Genomic DNA, 19,970 nt, shown 5'->3' with positions numbered 1-19,970 from the left:
GCATTGTGGTCCCACCTGATCCCATCCCGAACTCAGAAGTGAAACGCAATCGCGCCGATGGTAGTGTGGGGTCTCCCCATGTGAGAGTAGGTCATCGCCAAGCGCCTAATTTAGCTTAATGTGTAAACGTTAAGTTAAAGGAGCGGTAGTTCAGTTGGTTAGAATACCGGCCTGTCACGCCGGGGGTCGCGGGTTCGAGTCCCGTCCGCTCCGCCAACATTAAGAGATAAGCCTCTGCAGCAATGCAGAGGCTTTTTTCGCTTTATCTGTTTCATTTTGAGCCGCTCTTATCACTCTTTGTCTACCAGTCCTCTGGCTAACGCAAAATAAATCTTTATTTTCTGCTGTTGAAATCATGTTATTTGCCCCAAGATAATCCGAAGTGCTGCAATCTGGTGGCGTTTATCACAGGAGTTTATGTCATGTTTTATGATTTAACGGCTGTTCAATTTAGCAAGATGCTGAAAAACTTGAGTCTTATTCTGGAAAAGGGTGAGATTTTTGCCAACTTGAAGAAGGTGGATATGGCGGTATTATTAAATTCCCGCTTAGCACCCGATCAATTTAATCTGATCCGTCAGATCCAGATTGCCTGTGATACCGCCAAGATTGGGGTCGCGCGTCTAACAGGGAATTTAGATACCGTACCTAAGCATGATGATACTGAAATGACTCTGCCAGAGTTGCAAGCGCGTATTGCTTCTGTTATCGAGTACTTAGCTCAATTTACCGAGGCAGATTTTGCGGATGCGGCGACAATTCACGTCTCTCAACCACGTTGGGAAGGTAAGTATTTGACGGGATACGAGTTTGCGATTGAGCATGCTATCCCGAACTTATATTTCCATGTGACGACGGCCTATGCGATTCTGCGCCACAACGGTGTGGATGTGGGTAAGAAAGATTATCTTGGCCCTATGCCTTACAAGTCGTAATGTTCATCGCACAGCGGAGCATTTGCTTTGCTGTGCGTTTAATGCGGCTGAGGTAATAGCACGCTAACCTTTAGCCCGCCAAGTTCTGAATGTGTAAAGCTAAGTTCCCCCTGATAACTCTCGACAATATCTTTGCAAATCGACAGGCCTAAGCCATGGCCTTGAATGCTCTCATCGAGCCGAATCCCTCGCTCCGTAATCACAGCTAAATCGCTATCGGATACGCCTTCGCCATCGTCGCTGACCTCTATTTGATACGCCCGTTTGCTGGCATGAGTCTGCTTAATACAAAGCTTTATCTGTTGACGCGCATGCTTGCAGGCGTTGTCGAGTAGATTGCCAAGCAGTTCCAGTAAGTCGTCCCGGTCGAAGGGCAGGATCAGTGCTTTATCAAACTGATAATCAATTTGACGCTCTGGATAGATGCGCTGCATCACTTGGATGAGTGGCGGCAGATCGTCATTGAGCACGGTAAAACGCCCTGGCGTTGAAAGCCCGACGATTTTAGTGCGCTTAAGCTCTCGCTCAATAATATGGTGCAGATCCGCGAGCACCTTACTGCCTTCGCGTCTTTGCTCTGGCGCTAGGCTATCGAGGTAGGATTGTAGCCCTTGCAGTGGACGTTTCATTTCGTGGGCAAGATTACCCAAGGCATTGCGTGAACGTTGTACCCTCTGCCCGAGTTGATTCATGAGGCGTTCGATTTCCTCAATCAAAGGGCTAATCTCTGTTGGCGTGTGCTGGGTATCGATTTCTTGTCCTTGGAGCCGCAGTTGCCTGATGGCATCTGGCATTTGCTCTAGCGGTTTAAAGCCCCGTTTGAGCAACAGGTGCTGGGCAAATAGCAGGATCATAATGGTCAGCAGTACCACTACCGCGGCAAAGCCTAAAAAGCGTAATTGGGTTTGCTCGAGTGAGCTAATGTCTTCCGTCACCCAGAGGATAATGGTTTGCTCATTCTTGGCGATTGCCTGACTGAGCATCAGCCAATGATGGTGGCCAACATATTGAGTTGCGAGTTGTTGTTCACCAACCTTTAGTGTTGGCAGGGTGACGTTATGATCGAAAAGCGATCGAGAGCGGAGTTGTTGCTCATCGATTTTAATCGCAAAGTAGTGGCCCGAATTGACCCTGTGATACACATTGGGAAGCCTGTCGGCACTCAGTGCCCAAGTGCCATCGGCTTGCGGTTCGAGGGCGGAGATCAGACTATCGGCATCGTGTTGCAGGCGCGAGGCTACAAAGTCTTGGGTTAAGATTTGAATGCCTTGAAATAGCAAATACAACAATAGCGCCATAGCGCAGGTGAGGGTGATAAGCAGATTGCGGGTGAGGTAGGCTTTGAGTGAATACACGCTTATACATCCTTGAGTCGATAACCTTGGCCGCGCCGCGTCTCGATATAGTCTTTACCTAGGCGTTGGCGAAGTCGGTTGACGTACACTTCAATCACATTGCTGTCTTTGATTTGTTCCTCTTCGTAAATGCGCTCACTCAACTCGGATTTGGAGACAATCTTAGTCGGGTTGGCCATTAAATAATGCAGCAGGCGATACTCAATCTTAGTCAGCTCGATAACGTCCCCTTCGGCATTGGTCACCGCTTGTTTATCCACATCGAGGGAGACGCCCGCATGTTGCAGCAGATTATCGGCGCGGCCAAAGTGGCGGCGGATCAGCGCTTCTAATCTGGCGAGCAGCTCCTCAACATGGAAAGGTTTACCGAGATAATCATCGGCGCCAGCCTTGAGGCCATCGACGCGTTCGTGCCAAGCATCGCGAGCCGTAAGAATTAACACTGGCATCAACAGGCCCTTTTGGCGCCATTGGCTCAGTACGCTTAAGCCCGGCTTTCCGGGCAAGCCTAAATCGAGGATCACCGCCTCGAAGGCTTCTTCCTCGCCAAGAAAAGCGCCATCGATGCCGTTATTGGCATGTTCAACCGTGTAGCCCGCCTTGTTAAGGGCGGGGATGAGGCGAGCCACTAAGTCAGTATCATCTTCAATTAGGAGTAAGCGCATCAGTCGACCTTTTCCTTAAGCCATTCACCCGTTTTGGCATCGATCTTAATCTCATAGACCACGCCATCGTCGCGCAGGATTTCGAGTTCATAGATGATGCGTCCGTGTTTTTGTTCAACTTCGAGGTCGAGCAAGCGCCCCTTAAGGCGCGACTCATAGCGTTGCATGATGGTGTCGAAGGGTAATACTTTGCCCTCCTTCACCCATTCGACCACTTTGTTGGAGAGGTCTTCATCATGGGCTAGACAGCTTGGGCTGTTAATCATCCCAGCGGCCAAAGCCAGGAATATTAACGGTATCTTCATCGAATATGCCCTTCTCTGCGAGGTTATGGCAATTGCTGCATTGGCTGAATGAGCCGACTTTGGGGTTATCTTGCACCATGCGTCTTGGGATCTCATCGTGCTTACGGATAAAAAATGCCTGCTCGGTAATTTTCTGCGGCCCCATGCCGTCAATCAAAGGTTTGCTATTTTTCATCACCTTACCATTTTGCGCAGCATGTTGAACGAGATATTGCTCAATTCTAGCCGTTGCTTCAGGCGACAGACTGGCATCATCACCAAAGTGGTTGCTTAGGTTGCTGGTAATTGCCTGCCACTTTTCGGCGGGCAGTAAATTTGCGGGATACGCCATATGGCAGCTGCCGCATTCTGTTGAATATTCCGCATTTTGTGGGATGGCTTGATTATGTTCGAAGCCATCGTGGGCATAACCTGTGCCAGTAAAGGTTAAGCTAAGGCCTACGGCGCCTATCGCAAGGGCGAGGACGGTGAGTGTGGTTCCGGCAATCCAGCTTAGGGGATGGGCTTGTTTAGTCATGGTATTTCCTTAAGTTTTACTGATTAAAATGGGTGTGAATAACGCCGTTATTGCAAACTCAGCCACAGCAGTACGTCACCTTTTTCTTGAGGCGTGCACTCGCGTTTAAAGGTCCAGTTACAGTTGCGGGTAAACCATTTCTCAATCTTGGCCGCATCGGTTAAACGGTTACTGGTGAGTGACGGCGCCATGGCCTCGATGGGCTTTCGGGTGTTTTGATGCATACCCGGGTCTGTCACTTTGGCGGTGTGGCAGCTGGCACAGCTGCGATCTTCACTCTGCTGTAGCCACAGTGCTTGTCCTGCCGTGGCGCTAAAGGGGCCTGCACCTTGTGCCTGATATTGTTGTAGTTGTAAGCCAATTCGCTCGGCGCTGAGTGGCAAGCTGGCGACCTTGGAATTGGCGGCATTGGCATTAACACTGCTGAGTAGTACCACAGTGAGTGCCAGTCCCATCAGGCTTTTATTCAGGTTGTTGTTCATCTCTAACTCCTTTGAATGGTCGGATTGTGACGGTTATTGATGTTCATCTTGTTGGATCAGCGGGCGCTGCTTTTTACCTGTCAGCATGGCTTTGACGAGGTTTTCCTTATGCAGCAGGCTGCTGACGATCACGCCGCCGACATGGGTGACGATAAGAAACAGGCTGAAGTTGGCAAAAAACTCATGCGCTTCTTTCAGTGCGCCCTCGGGCCAAGAGGCGAAAAAGCTTGTGGCGAGTGGACCTTGGCCATCGGTGGCATAAAGCGCCATGCCGGAGAAACCCGTGAACCCTATGCTGAGGATCAGGGCGACTATCATCAGCGCGCCTGCCGGATTGTGGCCGATGTAATCTTTAGCCTTGCCAGTGAAGAGTTTCTTCAGGTAAGCCCATGCTATGCTCGGACGGGTAACAAAGTTGATAAAACGCGCATGGTGAGTACCAATCACGCCCCATAACAGGCGAAATACCAGCAGGGTTAAGATGCTGTAGCCAGCGTAACTGTGGATGTTCATCCATTCGTCTTCACCTTCGGTGAGGTAGGCTAAGGTAAAAAAGCCCACCAATGACCAGTGGAAGATACGGATCAAGGGATCCCAGACTTTGATGTTTTGCTGCATATTTGAGGACATGATCTGTTGCTACTAAGGTGGTGTGCTTGCAGGCTACTAAAGCCAAACTTAAACGGCGCTTAAATTTTGTGGAGCGAACTTGCCTGCTGTTCTGGTGAGTGAAATGGGTAAATAGGAGATAAATCCATCGAACTAAGCTTGTTAAGGTATTGGTATTAAGCTAGATTTTGCCGCTTCATCTTCGAGAGGTAAGGGAGCAACCTGTTTATGCCAGTCCATCTTTTTAGTCGTCAGCCCGATCGAAAATCTTTTTTAATTTATGCGGTGCTGCTGTTTATCATCGAAGTGTTGATCGCGCGTTTTGTGCCTTCGGGGTTTATTCGCGGTTTTGTCGGTGACGTGTTAGTGGTGATCCTGTTGTTTTGTATGGCGCGCACGCTAGTGCCCGTGGTGAATGCAAAAGGGGAGTCAATCAATCAGTTTTGGCACACACCATGGTTGGCGCTGGCTGTGCTGCTGTTTGCCTTCGGTATCGAATTTGGCCAGTATTGGGGCTTAGTGGACAAGCTGGGGTTGGGCGGAAATCGTTTGGCGCGAATCGTGATTGGTAGCCATTTCGACCCACTCGACTTGCTGGCGTATTTTGTGGGATACCTGATATTGATGGGCTTGTATTGGAAGCGAAATTAGCTATTTCAGGGCAAAGGAAGGATACCGCATGCAGCCGATAACAGCCTTCACACTGCGAGTGTCCGATACTGAGGCGCTCACTCAGCCTTTGTATTTCAATCAGCAAGCTACTGGGGCCAAGATTGCGGGAAGGCAGCTTGAGGCCCAGTACCGCTGCACTTTACCCTGTGGCACCCAAGGCTATTTACTGTTGACCTCCTACGATTGTCCCTTTGAAGAATCGACCGAGTGCAGCCTGCTCGATACAAATTTTAAATTAGTGGCGAGTCGCTCCTTCTCGCAGAGTTATCATTCGTTTTTACTCTATGCCCATTGGCCTGTTGCGGATAATGGCCTGCGGCTGCATTACTACGATCAGTTAGTTTGGGATTTGCATGTTCTGCCAAGCCGTTTAGGTCGGTTCGGGGGGCCGCGTCTTGAATTTAGCCCAGTAGCCAATCCTGAGTGCGATCCCCGCACGGCAAGCTCGATGGCAGAACTGTCGCAGCGGTTAGCGAATATCGAGACTGACCGTTAACGTGATACTAAAAAAGGCGTTAGTAACTCGGTCAACCAAGCCATAAATACCTGAAGACGCTTTGAAAGATGGCGTCTATGGGGATAGAGCAAGCTCACTGGCATTGAGGGCGCTGGGTAATCTGGCAAGATCTCTATCAGTTCGCCAGTTTGGAGATATTTTGCCACCCCAATATTCGGCGCTTGAATAATCCCTAAACCCGCCAGACAGGCCGCGCTGTAGGCATCGGCATTATTGACTGTGATTAGCTTAGGTAAGGCTAGGGCGCAGAGTTCGTGATTATCTTGGCTTAGATACTCAAATCCTGAATCGCTGCCGCCTAATTGGCCTACGTAATGAATAAGCTTATGCCCTTGGCTAAGCTCTTCTATATTCGATGGTTTACCGTATTTTTCGATATAGCTTGGGCTAACGCAGTTCAGCATCTTAAAGTGGCCAATCTTCTTAGCGATAACGCCTTCTTGCTGCACGCTGCCAACGCGGATCACGCAGTCAAAACCTTCGGCGACGATATCGACCTTGCGGTCGGTACTGCTTAGCTCCAACTCAATTTGGGGATATTGCTCAATAAAGTCAGGAAGATGGGGAAGCACTAAGTTTCGTGCAATCCCCGTGGACATATCGACTCTTAAGCGACCCGAAACTTGCGCCGCCTGCAGCTGGAAAAGGCTTTCTAATTCTTGATAGTCGGTGAGCAAGTTTTTGCAGCGCTCATAACAGCTTATACCATCTTGAGTGAGGCGTACTGTGCGAGTGGTACGTTGAAGTAAACGTGCGCCTAACGCGGTTTCGAACTGGGCTACGACATTCGATACATGGGTTTTCGACAGACCTAGGCTGATACTGGCTTGAGTAAAACTCTCTAATTCAGCCACCCGCATAAAAATTTGCATGGCTTGTAGTCTATCTTGCATTGCAATTGTTCTCTAATAGCTAACAGTCTTGCCATTTATAGTGTGTTTATCCCTCATAGTGCAAGTAATAAGCTGTGTGCAGTGGAATCGCCATGCTGTGCGGCAGCATTAACATAGATGAATGAAGAGGATACACAATGAACACAACTCCCATCGCGCTGATCACAGGTGCAAGTCGTGGCTTAGGTAAAAATGCGGCCCTGACCTTAGCCGCACAAGGTGTTGATATTATTCTAACTTACCAAAGTAATGCCGCTGCGGCCGCCGAGGTGGTTGCGGAAATTGAATGGCACGGACGCAAGGCTGTCGCGTTACCGTTAGATGTGGGTGATAGCAAGTCCTTTAGTGATTTTTCTCAACGCGTTAAAACCGCACTCGAACAGACTTGGCAACGGGATAGTTTTAACTATCTAGTTAATAATGCAGGGATTGGTATTCATGTGCCCATGGCTGAAACCAGTATGGAGCAGTTCGATACTTTGATGAATATTCATGTCAAAGGGCCTTTCTTCTTAACTCAGGCGTTGCTGCCTCTGCTTGCCGATAATGGCAGTATTATCAATGTCTCTACGGGGTTAACGCGCTTTGCTGTTCCGGGATTTGGTGCCTACGCCACTATGAAAGGCGCGGTCGAAACCATGACCAAGTATTGGGCGAAGGAGCTTGGTCCACGCGGTATTCGCGTTAATGTGCTGGCTCCCGGTGCAATCGAAACGGACTTTGGTGGTGGTGCCGTCCGGGATAACCGACAGATGAATGAGTTTTTAGCGCAGCAAACGGCGTTGGGGCGGGTGGGATTACCCGAGGATATTGGCGGTGCAATCAGTGTCTTGTTGTCACCCGCTGCGACGTGGATAAACGCGCAACGTATCGAGGCATCTGGCGGTATGTTCTTATAGTTCAACGCGCTAAAAATAGAGAAAGGGCCAATGGCCCTTTCTTGTTACCAAGGCAAGGTTTCAGCTCGGTTAGAAGAACCCGAGCGGATTGATATCGTAACTCACCAATAGGTTTTTGGTGTTTTGATAGTGATTGAGCATCATCTTGTGGGTTTCACGGCCGATGCCTGACTTCTTATATCCGCCAAAGGCCGCATGGGCAGGATAGGCGTGGTAGCAGTTAATCCAAACGCGACCCGCTTGAATGCCTCGACCTAGACGCTGGGCGCGGTTCATGTCCCGAGTCCATACACCAGCACCAAGGCCGTATTCGGTATCGTTGGCAATTGCTAAGGCTTCGGCTTCATCCTTGAAGGTGGTGACCGAAATAACCGGACCGAAGATTTCCTCTTGGAAAATCCGCATCTTATTATGGCCTTTCATGATCGTTGGGCTGATGTAATAGCCTTTGCTTTGCTCGCCTTCAAGTTGGCAGAGTGAGCCGCCTAAGAGCACCTGCGCGCCTTCATCTTTACCAATCGCGAGATAGCTTAAAATCTTATCGAACTGTTCTTGGGAGGCCTGTGCGCCTACTTGGGTGGCGGTATCCAGCGGGTTGCCTTGCTTGATGGTTTGCGCACGGGCGAGCACTTTTTCGATAAAGCGATCGTAAATTGACTCTTGGATCAGCACCCTTGATGGGCAAGTACAGACTTCGCCTTGGTTGAAGAAGGCCAGCAACATGCCTTCGACGGCCTTATCTAAATACTCGTCTTCGTGGTCCATCACATCGGCGAAATACAGGTTAGGCGATTTACCGCCGAGTTCGACTGTCGATGGGATCAGTGATTCGGCAGCACATTTTAAGATGTGGTAACCGACTTCGGTGGAGCCGGTAAAGGCCAGTTTAGCGATGCGTTTGCTGGTGGCGAGGGCTTGGCCCGCTTCGGCGCCAAAACCGTTGACGACGTTGAGGATGCCGGGCGGCAGCAGATCTTCAATCAGTTCGAGTAGTACAAGGATAGATACCGGCGTTTGCTCGGCGGGTTTGAGTACCACGCAGTTGCCTGCGGCGAGCGCGGGGGCGATTTTCCATGCTGCCATCAACAGCGGGAAGTTCCATGGAATGATTTGCCCGACGACACCCAATGGCTCTGGGAAGTGGTAGCTGACGGTATTGCCATCGATGTCCGCGGCGCTACCTTCCTGTGCTCGAATACAGCCGGCAAAGTAACGGAAGTGGTCGACAAACAGAGGCAAGTCGGCATTGAGAGTTTCGCGCACCGCTTTGCCGTTTTCCCAGGTTTCGGCAACGGCTAAGTATTCGAGATTTTGCTCAACGCGATCGGCGATACGCAGCAGTAAATTCGCACGCTCGGTGACCGAGGTTTTTCCCCAAGCGTCCTTAGCGGCGTGGGCGGCATCGAGCGCCAGTTCGATATCGCGGTAGTCAGAGCGGGGAATTTTACAGAAGTTTTGACCATTGACGGGGGAGCGATTATCGAAGTATTCGCCGTTGACTGGGGCGACCCATTTACCACCGATAAAGTTGGCGTATTTTTCTTTAAAGTTAATGATGGCACCAGCGGTTCCAGGTTGAGCATAGATCATAGTGTTTTCCTTCTGTGACTGCCGAATACGCTAAATGTGCAGCGTCTCAGCAAAGGGTCTTGTTGAAATAGGTTTTAGCACTGTTGTTATTTTTATCCCTTGCCAATCGAATTGACTGACAAAGCTATTGATTAAGTTGGTGTTCTCTTACGCAACACCTGAGTACTGCGTATAAACAGACATCGCAAGGACAGTGCCAAACTGGCAGGAGTTGTACACTTGTTGAGCTAACAGTATGATGAAAAGCTAATTTTGCAGATCCAAAATAATAGGGCGCTCACGGAAGGAAAGGTGCCCTGTGGTCATTTTGTCATCCAACGACACACCGTGAGTGTGCCGAAATGGAACAGCGCTCGGGGAGCATGGCTATGACAGTAAAACCGCATTTTCCAACCACACAGGCATGGTTAGCCGATTCATGGCAACGCAGCTTAGGTGCTGGCTTATCAGAGTTTCGTGCTGGTGAGGATCTCAGGCTCACGCGTGCGGAGCTCAAACATAAACATGAGCAATATCAGCAGCTCATCGAATTAGTACAATCCCATGCCTTGCCGCTGTTTAATCAACTGATGGCGCACTCCAATAGTCGATTATTACTCTCCGATGCCGACGGTTATGTGCTGAAACATTGGGGGGTGAGCCGCTATTCCAGCAAGCTGGCGGATGTGGCGCTCGATATTGGGGTCAACTGGCTCGAAAAGTATAAGGGCACCAATGCAATAGGCACGGCGCTCACGGCCAAGCAGGCGGTATCAGTGGTCGGTGAGCAGCATTTTATCCGCCAAAACCGTTTTATGAGTTGCACCGCTTGCCCGATTTTTTCGCCCCAAGGCGAGATGCTCGGAGTGCTCGATATTACCAGTGAGCAGCAGCGGCATTCGCAGCAAACCTTGATGCTAGTGTCGAGTTTGGCGCAGCAGGTCGAAACGGCGCTGCTGTGTCATCTGCCCGATAGTCACTATCGAATCGATTTCGCGGCGCAGCCGAGTCTATTAAATTCTGGTTGGCAAGGCATAGTTATCGCCAGCAGTGACGGGCGAATTGTGGGTTGTAATCCCATGGCGAAACAGCTGCTGAGCCAAGCCAAGTTGGGTGACAGTCTAGAGCAACACCTCGGCGACAATTGGGCGCGAGCGGGGGGCTTTCACCGCGATTCGGCGCTGCATGTGCAGACCCAAGCGCTGGCACTGACGCAGACGAAAAGTACCAGAACCCTTCAAGACAAACCCTTGAACCAATTAGGGGTCAGGTTTCGCGATCCACTGCTTGAGCGGGCTTGGCAGCAGGCGAACAAGGTGATTACTAAGCAGATCCCCCTACTGGTGCTTGGCGAAACGGGGGTCGGCAAGGAGCAATTTGTGAAAAAGCTCCACGCCCAGAGTGCCCGCCGCGCGCAGCCCTTGGTGGCGGTAAACTGCGCCGCCTTGCCCGCTGAGTTGGTTGAGTCTGAGTTATTTGGTTATCAGGCGGGGGCTTTTACTGGCGCTAATAGAACCGGTTTTATCGGTAAGATCCGCCAAGCCCACGGTGGCTTTTTGTTCCTCGATGAAATTGGTGAGATGCCGCTGGCGGCGCAGAGCCGTTTACTCCGGGTGTTGCAGGAGCGCGAGGTCGTTCCCGTCGGCAGTAATCAAAGTTTTAAGGTCGATATTCAGATCATCGCCGCGACCCATATGGATTTAGAGTCGCTGGTGGCGCAGGGATTGTTTCGTCAGGACTTGTTTTATCGCCTAAATGGATTGCAGGTGCGGCTTCCTGCGCTACGTGAGCGGCAGGATATTGAGCGCATTATCCATAAATTGCACCGTCGTCACCGCAGTAGCGCGCAAACCTTGTGTACTGAGTTGTTGGCGCAACTAATGCGTTACGATTGGCCCGGCAACCTAAGGGAGTTGGATAACTTAATGCAGGTGGCGTGTTTGATGGCCGAAGGTGAGGCTGTACTCGAGATAAATCATCTCCCCGATTACCTGGCTCAAAAGCTCATGAATCTGGCGTTTGAGCCCCAAACTTTAACTGAAGTTGTCGACGCCGAAACCACGGCGCATCCGCACGAACTGTCCGAGTCTAGTTCTACCACCATAGACTCGCTCCACGGAACCATAAATCTGAACGTGTTACAGGCTTACCGTGCCTGCGAGGGCAATGTGAGCCAATGTGCTAAGCGTTTGGGGATTAGCCGTAATGCCTTGTATCGCAAGTTAAAACAGCTAGGGATTAAGGGCTAACGGCAGTTGACTATTGATGAAATAAGCCCCGCTAACTGTGTTAGTGGGGCTTATGTTTTTAGGTCGGTAAACTGATATTGACCTCGAGGCCGTGGGGCTGACGATTCTCGGCTCTGATTTTACCTTTATGGGCGCTAATGGCCGCTTCGGTAATGGCGAGTCCTAGGCCCCAGCCACCGCTTTCCCGCTGCCTTGCCGAATCGGGGCGATAGAAGGGTTTGAAAATCGCTTCAAGCTCAGCAGGGTCTATTCCCGGGCCATCATCTTTAATGGTGATCTGTACTTGGCCGTTGGTTTGGTTCGCGCGTAGGTGGATATCGCTCTGGGCATAACGAATGGCGTTGCGCAGTAGGTTTTCTATCGCACGGGACAGGGATTTAGGATAATGGCTGAGCTCGATGGCTTCATCGATGTCGATAGTGATCTTTTTACCCTGTTGATCGGCCTCAAACTCGGCGTCATCTAGCACTTGGCTGAGGGACTCGGCTAATCCGAGGCGCACTTTAGTTTCATTGGTGCTGAGTTTGACCCGCGATAACTCCAGCAGCTCTGCGATCAATTTTTCTAATTGCTCGGCCTCGTAGGCGATACGGTCGGTTTCCGTAGTCTGTTGGCCTTTCTTGCGGGCCAATGCCAGTGACAATTGTAGCCGGGTCAGTGGGGTGCGCAGTTCGTGGGAAATGTCCCCCATCAAACGTTGCTGATTTTTCACCATGGCCTCAATCGAGTCCGCCATGCTATTAAACGCGGTGGCGAGTTGGCCGATTTCATCGTTACGTTGAGTGGTCGCCTTATCGACACGGTTACTGAGGTCGCCTTCGGCGAGGGCATCGGCACTTTTCTTTAGTGAGCTTAATGGCTTACCTAAATGCCATGCGAGAATGGCGCACAGTAATCCCGAGAGCACTATGGCTAGACTTAGGGTGAGCAGCTTATTTTCGATAAAGAAGAAAAACCATGGGCGAGGGTGAATATCCGGCAAGCGACCATAGAGGTAATAGGTTTCGCCTTCGAGGCTAAATTGATAGGGGCCAAACACTAGCTCATCTTTAAATTGATGACTAATGGGTTGCTTTTCCTCATCTGTCATCAGCATAAAACTGCGTACGCCACGGCTCACTCGGCTGGTGTTAATCACTTGGCCTTGGCTGTTCGCTAGATAGAGTCGCAGGGGCTTGCCTTCCATATCGCCACGCCTTTCCCAGCGGCGCAGAAAATCGGACTTTATCAGCTCAGGGTTGGCTTGAATTCGCTGAGCTACGGTCGCGAGCATTTTTTGCATATGGGGTGGGATAGGCGCGCGGTCGTGATTTTGCTGCAGCAAAGGCAGCAAGCCGACTAAAGCGATAATCAGCGAGCTACAGATCCAAAATCCGAGCAGTAATTTGATAAATAAACGATTAGGCACAGTTGTTCCCGCCGTTATGGTAGCCAGATATAGCCTTTGCCACGGATGGTTTTCACCCTAGGTCTGCCATCGCTACGCTCGGGGAGCTTTTTGCGTAGATTCGACAGGTGCATATCTAGGCTGCGATCGAAGGGCATGAGTTTTTTGCCGAGCACAATTTCATTGAGCTCTTCTTTATTCATCAACTCTCCCGCATGCAGTGCCAGTGTGTGCAGCAGGGTAAACTCAGTCCCTGTGAGTATGATGAGTTGCTCATTGCAGTAAGCCTCTTGGCGTGAGGGATCTAAGCGTAAATCACCAAACTCTTGCGCCGGTGTGGCATGGATTTCTTGGGCGGTTAAGTGCGAGCGGCGAATGATGGCGCGAATACGGGCGATAAGCTCCCTGTCATTGAAGGGCTTAGGTAAATAATCATCTGCACCGATCTCAAGCCCTACCACTCGGTCAATCTCATCGCCTCTGGCTGTGAGCATCAACACCGGAGTTTGTTTGTGTTGGCGCAGGGCGCGTAGCACTTCAAAACCGTTTAATTTAGGCAGCATCACGTCGAGTAAGATCAGATCGTAATCCCCCGCGAGGGCCAGTTCTAAGCCTTGCTTGCCATCGTAGGCTAGGGTGAGTTTAAACCCTTCGAGTTCGAGTAATTGTCCGAGAAGTTCTGATAAACCAAGATCATCATCGATTAATAATATCCGACTCATAGTGTTCCTTAATCTGGGTGAACTGGTGCGAAAGACTCAAAGCGATGTGCTAAACCACAGACGGTTTGAGTATTTTGCCTGAGTATACCTCTTTTGATGTCAATTGCTGTGTAGCAATGTAAGCCAAAGTAAAGAATAGAGAATCTGTATGCTCAAGCTGTTCTTAATACGCGAGTTTCAACACCTTAAGATTGTTTTGGGATAGTTCTTATCGCAACTTTACACTGATTTACTCAGGTCACGACCTCACTTACATAGGGTGCTTTAGACTGTAATCGTCGAAAGTGATTCGGCTTTTAAAAGGGTCGTCACTGTATACAACATAAGTTGAATATTGAGGTTAACATGATGAAAACATTATCTCCTTTAAAAGCTGGCCTATTTGCCATCTTAGCAAGCTCAGCAGTATTTGCGACGACAGTCAGTGCCGAACCCGGCCAGGGCTGCGATCATCCTCGGGGTGAGTTCCACAAACACGGCGACCGTATGGGCCATGACGGTATGCACAGAATGTTTGAAGGTTTGGATTTAACCGATGCACAAAAGGCTGATATTAAGAAACTGTTCGCCGAGCAACGTGCTGCCCGCAGCGATAATAGACCAACCAAGGAAGAGCGTTTAGCGCACCGCGCCGAGATGCATGCGCTGATCACTGCGGCCAACTTCGATGAGGCGCAAGCTAAGGCATTAATGAGTGCCCAGCAGGAAAAACGCCAAGCTCAAGCGATTGAACGGATGAAGATGCAGAATCAGATCTACAACCTGCTAACGCCTGAGCAACAAGCAAAATTTAAAGCGCGATTTGAAGCACAAGCTGGTAAAGAACCTCGCGGTTAAGCTTGTAAGCTGATATACAATAGAGTCATAGCTTCCCGATATAGACCCCTATGACTCAAACTTCCCAATACGATTTTTGGGTCAAACTGGCTAGTCGCGCTTCCGTGGCTACCGCTTTGACCCTTATTATTATCAAGCTGTTAGCTTGGTTATATTCAGGCTCGGCCAGTATGCTGGCGTCCTTAACGGACTCCTTTGCCGATGCGCTCGCCTCGATCATCAACTTTATCGCCATTCGTTATGCTATCGTTCCTGCCGACCATGACCACAGATACGGTCACGGTAAGGCCGAGCCGTTAGCGTCGCTGGCGCAATCGGCCTTTATCATGGGCTCGGCATTCCTGCTGCTGTTTTATGGCGGAGAACGCTTACTCAATCCCGCCCCCGTTGAGCATGCCACCTTAGGCGTGGTGGTATCTGTCGTCGCTATCGTGCTGACATTGGCGTTAGTGATGTTACAAAAGCGGGCGCTGGCGGCAACCAAGAGCACAGTGGTTGAAGCCGATTCGTTGCACTACAAGTCGGATTTATTTCTCAATGCAGCGGTACTGTTGGCGCTCGTCTTGTCCCAATATGGTTGGTGGTGGGCCGATGGACTCTTTGCCGTGCTTATCGCCTGCTACATAGGTCAACAGGCCTTTGATTTAGGTTACCGCTCTATTCAAGCGCTGCTTGACCGTGAGTTGGATGAAGAGACGCGTCAGCAAATTAAGCAAATCGCCAAGCAAGATCCTAGAGTGCAAGGGCTACATGATTTACGCACGCGTCAAGCAGGTAAAACCATCTTTATTCAATTCCATTTAGAGTTGGATGGTAACCTGAGCCTGAACGAAGCCCACAGCATTGCCGATACTACAGGGCTAAGGGTAAAGGCCGCCTTTGAAGATGCCGAGGTGATTATTCACCAAGATCCTGTGCAGGTGGAACCCAGTTTAGTGGTTTAACCCTCAATCACGAGTCACAACCAAAGGAATGGTTATGTCATGGATACAGCAGGTTCATCCCTTGGCCGAACAGACTCGGCTCATCTGCCGTTATCATAAATTATCGACCCGCTTCGAGTTGATTGCCGAACATGCCCCCGCCGCGAGCGCGGGGCCTGGTTCAAAACTCCCCGATCCGTATTTAGTCAATCCTCCTACGGGCGTTTGGAGCGAGCTTATCCTGCGCCAATCTTTATATTATTGGCCGAGAACGATCCCATTTAATATCGCGCAACGGGGCTACCGACTGCATATTTGGCCCTTGTTGATGTGGCGCAGCCGTGTGACCTGCGCGCAGTCAGGAAAGGTCATGATTATTGAATGCCTTGATGAACGAAAACGCCGTTCGATAATTCGTTGGTGTTATTTCGGTATTATGAATTTATTGCGAATGGTAAGTTAAGACTTATTGTTTAATATTGAGTATGTTATTTAATACTTAAGTATATTAAGTTTGTTATTGTTTAACTTAAAGCTGAATACTTCCTGTATAAAGCGCATTTAGTTTTTACAAACTGTCACTCTTATTATTTGTTTGTTGTAATATCCGCAGCGTTTACTACTCAAGTTAACTCATTAGGAAAATATAATGAAAAAACTATCTTTAGTTGCGGTATCTTTATTATCAGCATTAGTGGCCGGCCAAGCTTCAGCGGCTGCCGATACTACTGGTTTCTATGTGGGTGGCGCACTAAACCGCGTAGCTGTGGATGTTTTTGATGATTCAGATACTGGCACAGGTTTCGGTGTTTACGGTGGTTACAACTTCAACGAGTGGTTTGGTTTAGAAGCCAATTTATTTGCGACGGCCGATTTGGGCGACAGCGATACGGATGTCACAGCGGGTGCATTAACCTTCACGCCTAAGTTTACTCTGCAAATCAATGATATGTTCTCGGCTTATGCAAAAGTTGGTGTTGCATCTATGGCTATGAATTTTGACGGTTTTGGTTTCGATGAAGATTTCACAGGCTTTGGTTGGACGTACGGCGTAGGTATTAATGCTGCCGTGACCGAGCATTTAAATGTGCGCTTTAGCTATGATGTCACCACAGGTGATTTAGATGCTGACCACAGCTATTTAAATGTGAACGATATCGACACCGATATGAAGCAACTGGCGATTGGTGTTCATTACCAGTTCTAATGATTTAGATTAAATCTAAATAATAAAAAAGGGATAGTTATATCCCTTTTTTGCTTTTTAATGGATGGTTAATCCATAGATAATTCTTTGAGTTTTCGCGTTAAGGTATTTCTTCCCCAACCTAAACGTTTTGCCGCTTCTTGTTTATGCCCTTGGGTATGGCGTAATGCGGTTTCGAGCAAAATACGTTCAAAGGCCGGCTGAACTTCGGTTAATAAATCACTATTTCCCTCAGACAGTTTTTGGTCAATCCACTCTGTGAGTGCCGATTGCCAATCTTGGCTGCCTTTTGCCATAGGATTATTACTGGCGGGCTCTTTAAGTAGCTCTGGGGGTAAATCCTGGGGCAGGATTTCTTGCCCTGAGGCCATTACCGTGAGCCAGCGACAGGTATTCTCGAGTTGTCTGACGTTCCCTGGCCAAGGCAGTTGCGATAGCTTGGCTGCGGTCTCTTTGGTGAGGATTTTTGCCTCGACACCAATCTCCTTCGCGGCGGAGGCTAAAAAGTGGGTCGCCAGTTGGGGAATATCCTCACGGCGTTGTGACAGCGGCGGCAAGTGGACGCGGATAACATTGAGCCGATGGAATAGGTCTTCCCTAAATCCTCCCTTAAGTACGAGTTGCTCTAGATCTTGGTGAGTAGCGGCAATAATGCGCACATCCACTTGGACTGCGCTATGGCCGCCGACTCGATAAAATTGCCCATCGGCGAGCACCCGCAGCAGGCGGGTTTGCACGTCCAGCGGCATATCGCCTATTTCATCTAAAAACAGGGTGCCTCCATTGGCTTGCTCGAAGCGTCCTTGGCGCACGTTTGCCGCGCCGGTGAAGGCGCCTTTTTCATGGCCGAAGAGTTCTGATTCGATTAAGTCTTTGGGAATTGCCGCCATATTCAAGGCAATAAAGGGCTTATCCTTGCGTGGACTGTGTTTGTGCAATGCGCCTGCAACCAGCTCTTTACCCGTACCCGATTGGCCGTTGATGAGCACGCTGATTGAGGAGCGTGATAATCGGCCGATGGCGCGAAATACCTCCTGCATGGCGGGCGCTTCACCTATGATTTCGGGCGTTTTGACTTGCGTCTCCTGCGCCGCAGGTGCAGGGCTTTGCTCGGTCGCATGGGTTAGGGCGCGCTCGACTAAGGAAATCGCTTCATCAATATCGAAGGGCTTGGGTAAATACTCAAATGCCCCCGCCTGATAGGCGCTGACGGCACTGTCTAAATCCGAATGTGCAGTCATGATGATGACGGGAATATGCGGGTAGTGGATTTGCAACCTTTCTAATAGGGTTAAGCCATCGGTGCCCGGCATACGAATATCTGAGACTATGACCCGTGGCTGGGAAATCTCTAATGCTTGCCAGAGTGATTCGGCCGCGGCAAAGCTGGCAGTGCTGAGTTTCGCGCCTTGTAGCGCCTTTTCGAGCACCCAACGTATCGAACTGTCATCGTCGAGGATCCACACTTGTTCACTCATTCGCATTTTGCTTCCTCATACGGTATGTGTTGGTTTGTCTTGATTATTTGGCGCTTAAAATCGGTAACGAAATGATAAATTCGGTATGCCCAGGGCTAGATACACAATCGATTCTGCCCGAGTGTAATCTGGCAATGTTATGGGCAATCGATAGGCCCAGCCCCGAACCTTGCTCACGACTGGTGACCATGGGATAAAACAGCGTGTCCATCAGCTCCGGTGGTATACCTGGGCCATTGTCGATAATGGACAGGGTCAGCACGAGCTTGTGGCGCTGCGAACCGATAGTGACCTGATGTTGCGTGCGGGTGCGGATCAGGATTTCGCCACCTGTATGCTCAAGGGCTTGCACCGCATTCTGCAAAATATTCAACACGGCTTGTTGCATTTGGTCGGGATCCATCTCGATATCGGGAATCGAAGGATCGTAGTCGCGCTTTAGCTGAATATTGGCGGGCAGAGCCATTTCCACGAGTTTATAGACCTTCTGCACCACTTGATGAATGTTGTGCAGGCTATGTTGGGTCGGTCGCTGCGGACCGAGCAATCTGTCCACTAGGCTGCGCAGGCGGTCGGCCTGCTCAATGATCAGATTGGTAAATTCCTTTTGTGCCGGATCCTCTAATTCCCGCGAGAGCAATTGTGCCGCGCCACGTAGGCCGCCCAAGGGATTTTTGATCTCGTGGGCCAAATTTCGCACGAGAAATTGCGCCGCCTGTTGCTGGGCATCTTGACTGAGTTGTTGGTGGATCCGGCGTTGTTGGTCCACTTGTCTCAGTTCAAGTAGGCTCAATTGTGCTTCGTCTTCGAGCGGGATCAGCGTTAGGTCGACGGTATGGTGCTGGGCATCTAAGGTCACTAAGGTCGCCGTATTAACAGTGAGGCCTTGGCCGGCTTTCACCGCATCACTCAGTAATTGGGCATCAACGCCAAGGATTTGATAATGCTCCGGCAGGGCTTGCTCGACCAATCTATGGCTACCGACACCTAACAGTTGCTCTGCTGCGGCGTTGGCATAACAAGGCTTAAGATCCTTATCGATGACAAGTACCGCGGTGACTAAATGATTAAGCAGAGTCTCTTTATCCATCTACCGTTCCTGAAAATGGGGTTGCACCATTATGTTGCACCGATTTGGTGCATGCTGCAACTCGACTTCATCAAACGGCTAGATTGAATAAAAACGACCTAATCAATTGTTATTAAATGGTTTAATTAGATTTAGGTTGTTTTTTCGGGACTGGATTCATCGCCGCTTGATGAAGAAATATCTTTCGTGGAGAGCTAGATGCAAAGACTTTGCCGTTTTGAGTCATGGCATCGACAACAATGGTGTGTTCACCTCGGTCGATGTTCTTAAGTTGGAAGATGCCACCCACTTGAGGCTGGCCGACCGTTTGACCGTCGAGTTTTAGTGCCATCAGATACTGGCTTTTGATCTCCGGGGTGACAGTGGCCGTGACCCGAAAGTCGCCGTTATTGTCTCTCACGGTTTCCTCTTCTTCTGGTGAGGTGATGACGACTTGATACTGGATTTGCTGGATCACTTGCGAGTCATCCGCGTCATTTTTTACGGGGGGAAGTGCAATTTGATTGAGGGTTTTCTCTTTTAACTCAACAACCTCGGCATTGGGATGCGGCTCATCTGAGTAATGGACTTTTCCATCCTTATCGACCCATTTGTACACTGTTGCCTGAGCGAACAGGCTGAGCAGCAATAAGCTGATGAGGGTGAATGTACGCATGCGA

General features: G+C 49.8%; 22 protein-coding genes, 1 tRNA gene and 1 rRNA gene. 11 read left to right on the top strand and 13 right to left on the bottom strand.

What is annotated here, in order from left to right; all coding sequences use genetic code 11:
- From rrf to L2713_RS15590, 3 genes are all read left to right on the top strand, one after another.
- Positions 1–103: ribosomal RNA gene (gene rrf / locus L2713_RS15600) — 5S ribosomal RNA — on the top strand; the annotation flags it as partial.
- Positions 104–139: 36 nt separating this feature from the next.
- Positions 140–216 (top strand) — tRNA-Asp (locus tag L2713_RS15595).
- Positions 217–422: 206 nt separating this feature from the next.
- Entirely contained in the window at positions 423–935 is a 513-nt protein-coding gene (locus L2713_RS15590; RefSeq protein WP_248968505.1) for a DUF1993 domain-containing protein, read from the top strand.
- Between the two features lie 38 nt (positions 936–973).
- Here the strand turns inward: L2713_RS15590 and L2713_RS15585 are convergent, their stop codons facing one another.
- The 6 genes from L2713_RS15585 to L2713_RS15560 are packed head-to-tail and all read right to left on the bottom strand — an operon-like array spanning position 974 to position 4,889.
- Positions 974–2,290: a sensor histidine kinase gene (locus tag L2713_RS15585; RefSeq protein ID WP_248968504.1), complete on the bottom strand. Its 1,317-nt coding sequence runs from the start codon at positions 2,288–2,290 to the stop codon at positions 974–976.
- Positions 2,291–2,292: 2 nt separating this feature from the next.
- Positions 2,293–2,955: a winged helix-turn-helix domain-containing protein gene (locus L2713_RS15580; protein WP_248968503.1), complete on the bottom strand. Its 663-nt coding sequence runs from the start codon at positions 2,953–2,955 to the stop codon at positions 2,293–2,295.
- Positions 2,955–3,221 carry a PepSY domain-containing protein gene (locus tag L2713_RS15575; RefSeq protein WP_011621049.1) on the bottom strand — a complete coding sequence of 89 codons (267 nt, stop codon included), beginning with the start codon at positions 3,219–3,221 and terminating at the stop codon, positions 2,955–2,957. The genes L2713_RS15580 and L2713_RS15575 overlap by 1 nt, the downstream gene beginning before the upstream one ends.
- Positions 3,214–3,777, bottom strand: a complete 564-nt coding sequence (locus L2713_RS15570) for a diheme cytochrome c (RefSeq protein WP_248968502.1) — start codon at positions 3,775–3,777, stop codon at positions 3,214–3,216. Before L2713_RS15570 ends, L2713_RS15575 begins: the two co-directional genes overlap by 8 nt.
- Positions 3,778–3,824: 47 nt before the next feature.
- Positions 3,825–4,259 (bottom strand): DUF1924 domain-containing protein, encoded by a 435-nt coding sequence (locus L2713_RS15565; protein WP_248968501.1) that lies wholly within the window; start codon positions 4,257–4,259, stop codon positions 3,825–3,827.
- Positions 4,260–4,292: 33 nt separating this feature from the next.
- Positions 4,293–4,889, bottom strand: a complete 597-nt coding sequence (locus L2713_RS15560; protein WP_248968500.1) for a cytochrome b/b6 domain-containing protein — start codon at positions 4,887–4,889, stop codon at positions 4,293–4,295.
- A 207-nt stretch (positions 4,890–5,096) separates the two neighbouring features.
- Here L2713_RS15560 and L2713_RS15555 point away from each other — a divergent pair, with 207 nt between their 5' ends.
- On the top strand, positions 5,097–5,519 hold the full coding sequence (locus L2713_RS15555; RefSeq protein WP_248968499.1) for a ribosomal maturation YjgA family protein: 423 nt from the start codon (positions 5,097–5,099) through the stop codon (positions 5,517–5,519).
- 28 nt (positions 5,520–5,547) lie between these two features.
- Positions 5,548–6,036, top strand: a complete 489-nt coding sequence (locus tag L2713_RS15550; protein ID WP_248968498.1) for a hypothetical protein — start codon at positions 5,548–5,550, stop codon at positions 6,034–6,036.
- Here L2713_RS15550 and L2713_RS15545 read toward each other — a convergent pair.
- Complete coding sequence (locus L2713_RS15545; protein WP_248968497.1) at positions 6,033–6,950, bottom strand: LysR family transcriptional regulator; 918 nt, start codon at positions 6,948–6,950, stop codon at positions 6,033–6,035. The genes L2713_RS15550 and L2713_RS15545 overlap by 4 nt on opposite strands.
- A 137-nt stretch (positions 6,951–7,087) precedes the next feature.
- Here L2713_RS15545 and L2713_RS15540 point away from each other — a divergent pair, with 137 nt between their 5' ends.
- On the top strand, positions 7,088–7,849 hold the full coding sequence (locus tag L2713_RS15540; RefSeq protein ID WP_248968496.1) for an SDR family NAD(P)-dependent oxidoreductase: 762 nt from the start codon (positions 7,088–7,090) through the stop codon (positions 7,847–7,849).
- A 69-nt stretch (positions 7,850–7,918) separates the two neighbouring features.
- Here the strand turns inward: L2713_RS15540 and exaC are convergent, their stop codons facing one another.
- On the bottom strand, positions 7,919–9,439 hold the full coding sequence (gene exaC, locus L2713_RS15535; RefSeq protein WP_248968495.1) for an acetaldehyde dehydrogenase ExaC: 1,521 nt from the start codon (positions 9,437–9,439) through the stop codon (positions 7,919–7,921).
- A 368-nt stretch (positions 9,440–9,807) separates the two neighbouring features.
- Here exaC and L2713_RS15530 point away from each other — a divergent pair, with 368 nt between their 5' ends.
- Positions 9,808–11,667 carry a sigma-54-dependent Fis family transcriptional regulator gene (locus tag L2713_RS15530; protein ID WP_248968494.1) on the top strand — a complete coding sequence of 620 codons (1,860 nt, stop codon included), beginning with the start codon at positions 9,808–9,810 and terminating at the stop codon, positions 11,665–11,667.
- Between the two features lie 58 nt (positions 11,668–11,725).
- Here the strand turns inward: L2713_RS15530 and L2713_RS15525 are convergent, their stop codons facing one another.
- Positions 11,726–13,075 (bottom strand): ATP-binding protein, encoded by a 1,350-nt coding sequence (locus L2713_RS15525; RefSeq protein ID WP_248968493.1) that lies wholly within the window; start codon positions 13,073–13,075, stop codon positions 11,726–11,728.
- 14 nt (positions 13,076–13,089) lie between these two features.
- A complete protein-coding gene (locus tag L2713_RS15520; RefSeq protein WP_011621060.1) occupies positions 13,090–13,776 on the bottom strand; it encodes a response regulator in 687 nt (228 codons plus the stop codon).
- Positions 13,777–14,124: 348 nt separating this feature from the next.
- Here L2713_RS15520 and L2713_RS15515 point away from each other — a divergent pair, with 348 nt between their 5' ends.
- The 4 genes from L2713_RS15515 to L2713_RS15500 all read left to right on the top strand — a co-directional run bounded on the left by L2713_RS15515 (position 14,125) and on the right by L2713_RS15500 (position 16,743).
- On the top strand, positions 14,125–14,613 hold the full coding sequence (locus L2713_RS15515; protein ID WP_248968492.1) for a Spy/CpxP family protein refolding chaperone: 489 nt from the start codon (positions 14,125–14,127) through the stop codon (positions 14,611–14,613).
- Between the two features lie 50 nt (positions 14,614–14,663).
- Entirely contained in the window at positions 14,664–15,557 is an 894-nt protein-coding gene (gene fieF / locus L2713_RS15510) for a cation efflux pump FieF (RefSeq protein WP_248968491.1), read from the top strand.
- A gap of 34 nt (positions 15,558–15,591) precedes the next feature.
- Positions 15,592–15,999: a hypothetical protein gene (locus L2713_RS15505; RefSeq protein ID WP_248968490.1), complete on the top strand. Its 408-nt coding sequence runs from the start codon at positions 15,592–15,594 to the stop codon at positions 15,997–15,999.
- A 186-nt stretch (positions 16,000–16,185) separates the two neighbouring features.
- Complete coding sequence (locus L2713_RS15500; RefSeq protein ID WP_089068719.1) at positions 16,186–16,743, top strand: porin family protein; 558 nt, start codon at positions 16,186–16,188, stop codon at positions 16,741–16,743.
- A 68-nt stretch (positions 16,744–16,811) separates the two neighbouring features.
- On the opposite strand, the gene glnG is transcribed toward L2713_RS15500, so the two are convergent.
- From glnG to L2713_RS15485, 3 genes are all read right to left on the bottom strand, one after another.
- Positions 16,812–18,227, bottom strand: a complete 1,416-nt coding sequence (glnG, locus tag L2713_RS15495) for a nitrogen regulation protein NR(I) (protein ID WP_248968489.1) — start codon at positions 18,225–18,227, stop codon at positions 16,812–16,814.
- A 37-nt stretch (positions 18,228–18,264) separates the two neighbouring features.
- A complete protein-coding gene (glnL, locus tag L2713_RS15490; protein ID WP_248968488.1) occupies positions 18,265–19,311 on the bottom strand; it encodes a nitrogen regulation protein NR(II) in 1,047 nt (348 codons plus the stop codon).
- A gap of 121 nt (positions 19,312–19,432) precedes the next feature.
- Positions 19,433–19,966 (bottom strand): DUF4124 domain-containing protein, encoded by a 534-nt coding sequence (locus tag L2713_RS15485; protein WP_248968487.1) that lies wholly within the window; start codon positions 19,964–19,966, stop codon positions 19,433–19,435.
- Between the last annotated feature and the right edge of the window lie 4 nt (positions 19,967–19,970).

This window comes from Shewanella seohaensis (assembly GCF_023283775.1).
Taxonomy (GTDB): domain Bacteria; phylum Pseudomonadota; class Gammaproteobacteria; order Enterobacterales; family Shewanellaceae; genus Shewanella; species Shewanella seohaensis.
The sequence above is the reverse complement of the archived record's forward strand: the minus strand, read 5'-3'. Positions and strand labels throughout refer to the sequence as shown.

Bases quoted from the DNA above. Each gene is read 5' to 3' on its own strand.
- L2713_RS15590 (WP_248968505.1), top strand. From the start codon at position 423: ATGTTTTATGATTTAACGGCTGTTCAATTTAGCAAGATGCTGAAAAAC.
- L2713_RS15580 (WP_248968503.1), bottom strand. From the start codon at position 2,955: ATGCGCTTACTCCTAATTGAAGATGATACTGACTTAGTGGCTCGCCTC.
- L2713_RS15575 (WP_011621049.1), bottom strand. From the start codon at position 3,221: ATGATTAACAGCCCAAGCTGTCTAGCCCATGATGAAGACCTCTCCAAC.
- L2713_RS15570 (WP_248968502.1), bottom strand. From the start codon at position 3,777: ATGACTAAACAAGCCCATCCCCTAAGCTGGATTGCCGGAACCACACTC.
- L2713_RS15565 (WP_248968501.1), bottom strand. From the start codon at position 4,259: ATGAACAACAACCTGAATAAAAGCCTGATGGGACTGGCACTCACTGTG.
- L2713_RS15560 (WP_248968500.1), bottom strand. From the start codon at position 4,889: ATGTCCTCAAATATGCAGCAAAACATCAAAGTCTGGGATCCCTTGATC.
- L2713_RS15555 (WP_248968499.1), top strand. From the start codon at position 5,097: ATGCCAGTCCATCTTTTTAGTCGTCAGCCCGATCGAAAATCTTTTTTA.
- L2713_RS15550 (WP_248968498.1), top strand. From the start codon at position 5,548: ATGCAGCCGATAACAGCCTTCACACTGCGAGTGTCCGATACTGAGGCG.
- L2713_RS15545 (WP_248968497.1), bottom strand. From the start codon at position 6,950: ATGCAAGATAGACTACAAGCCATGCAAATTTTTATGCGGGTGGCTGAA.
- L2713_RS15540 (WP_248968496.1), top strand. From the start codon at position 7,088: ATGAACACAACTCCCATCGCGCTGATCACAGGTGCAAGTCGTGGCTTA.
- exaC (WP_248968495.1), bottom strand. From the start codon at position 9,439: ATGATCTATGCTCAACCTGGAACCGCTGGTGCCATCATTAACTTTAAA.
- L2713_RS15530 (WP_248968494.1), top strand. From the start codon at position 9,808: ATGACAGTAAAACCGCATTTTCCAACCACACAGGCATGGTTAGCCGAT.
- L2713_RS15520 (WP_011621060.1), bottom strand. From the start codon at position 13,776: ATGAGTCGGATATTATTAATCGATGATGATCTTGGTTTATCAGAACTT.
- L2713_RS15515 (WP_248968492.1), top strand. From the start codon at position 14,125: ATGAAAACATTATCTCCTTTAAAAGCTGGCCTATTTGCCATCTTAGCA.
- fieF (WP_248968491.1), top strand. From the start codon at position 14,664: ATGACTCAAACTTCCCAATACGATTTTTGGGTCAAACTGGCTAGTCGC.
- L2713_RS15505 (WP_248968490.1), top strand. From the start codon at position 15,592: ATGTCATGGATACAGCAGGTTCATCCCTTGGCCGAACAGACTCGGCTC.
- L2713_RS15500 (WP_089068719.1), top strand. From the start codon at position 16,186: ATGAAAAAACTATCTTTAGTTGCGGTATCTTTATTATCAGCATTAGTG.
- glnG (WP_248968489.1), bottom strand. From the start codon at position 18,227: ATGCGAATGAGTGAACAAGTGTGGATCCTCGACGATGACAGTTCGATA.
- glnL (WP_248968488.1), bottom strand. From the start codon at position 19,311: ATGGATAAAGAGACTCTGCTTAATCATTTAGTCACCGCGGTACTTGTC.
- L2713_RS15485 (WP_248968487.1), bottom strand. From the start codon at position 19,966: ATGCGTACATTCACCCTCATCAGCTTATTGCTGCTCAGCCTGTTCGCT.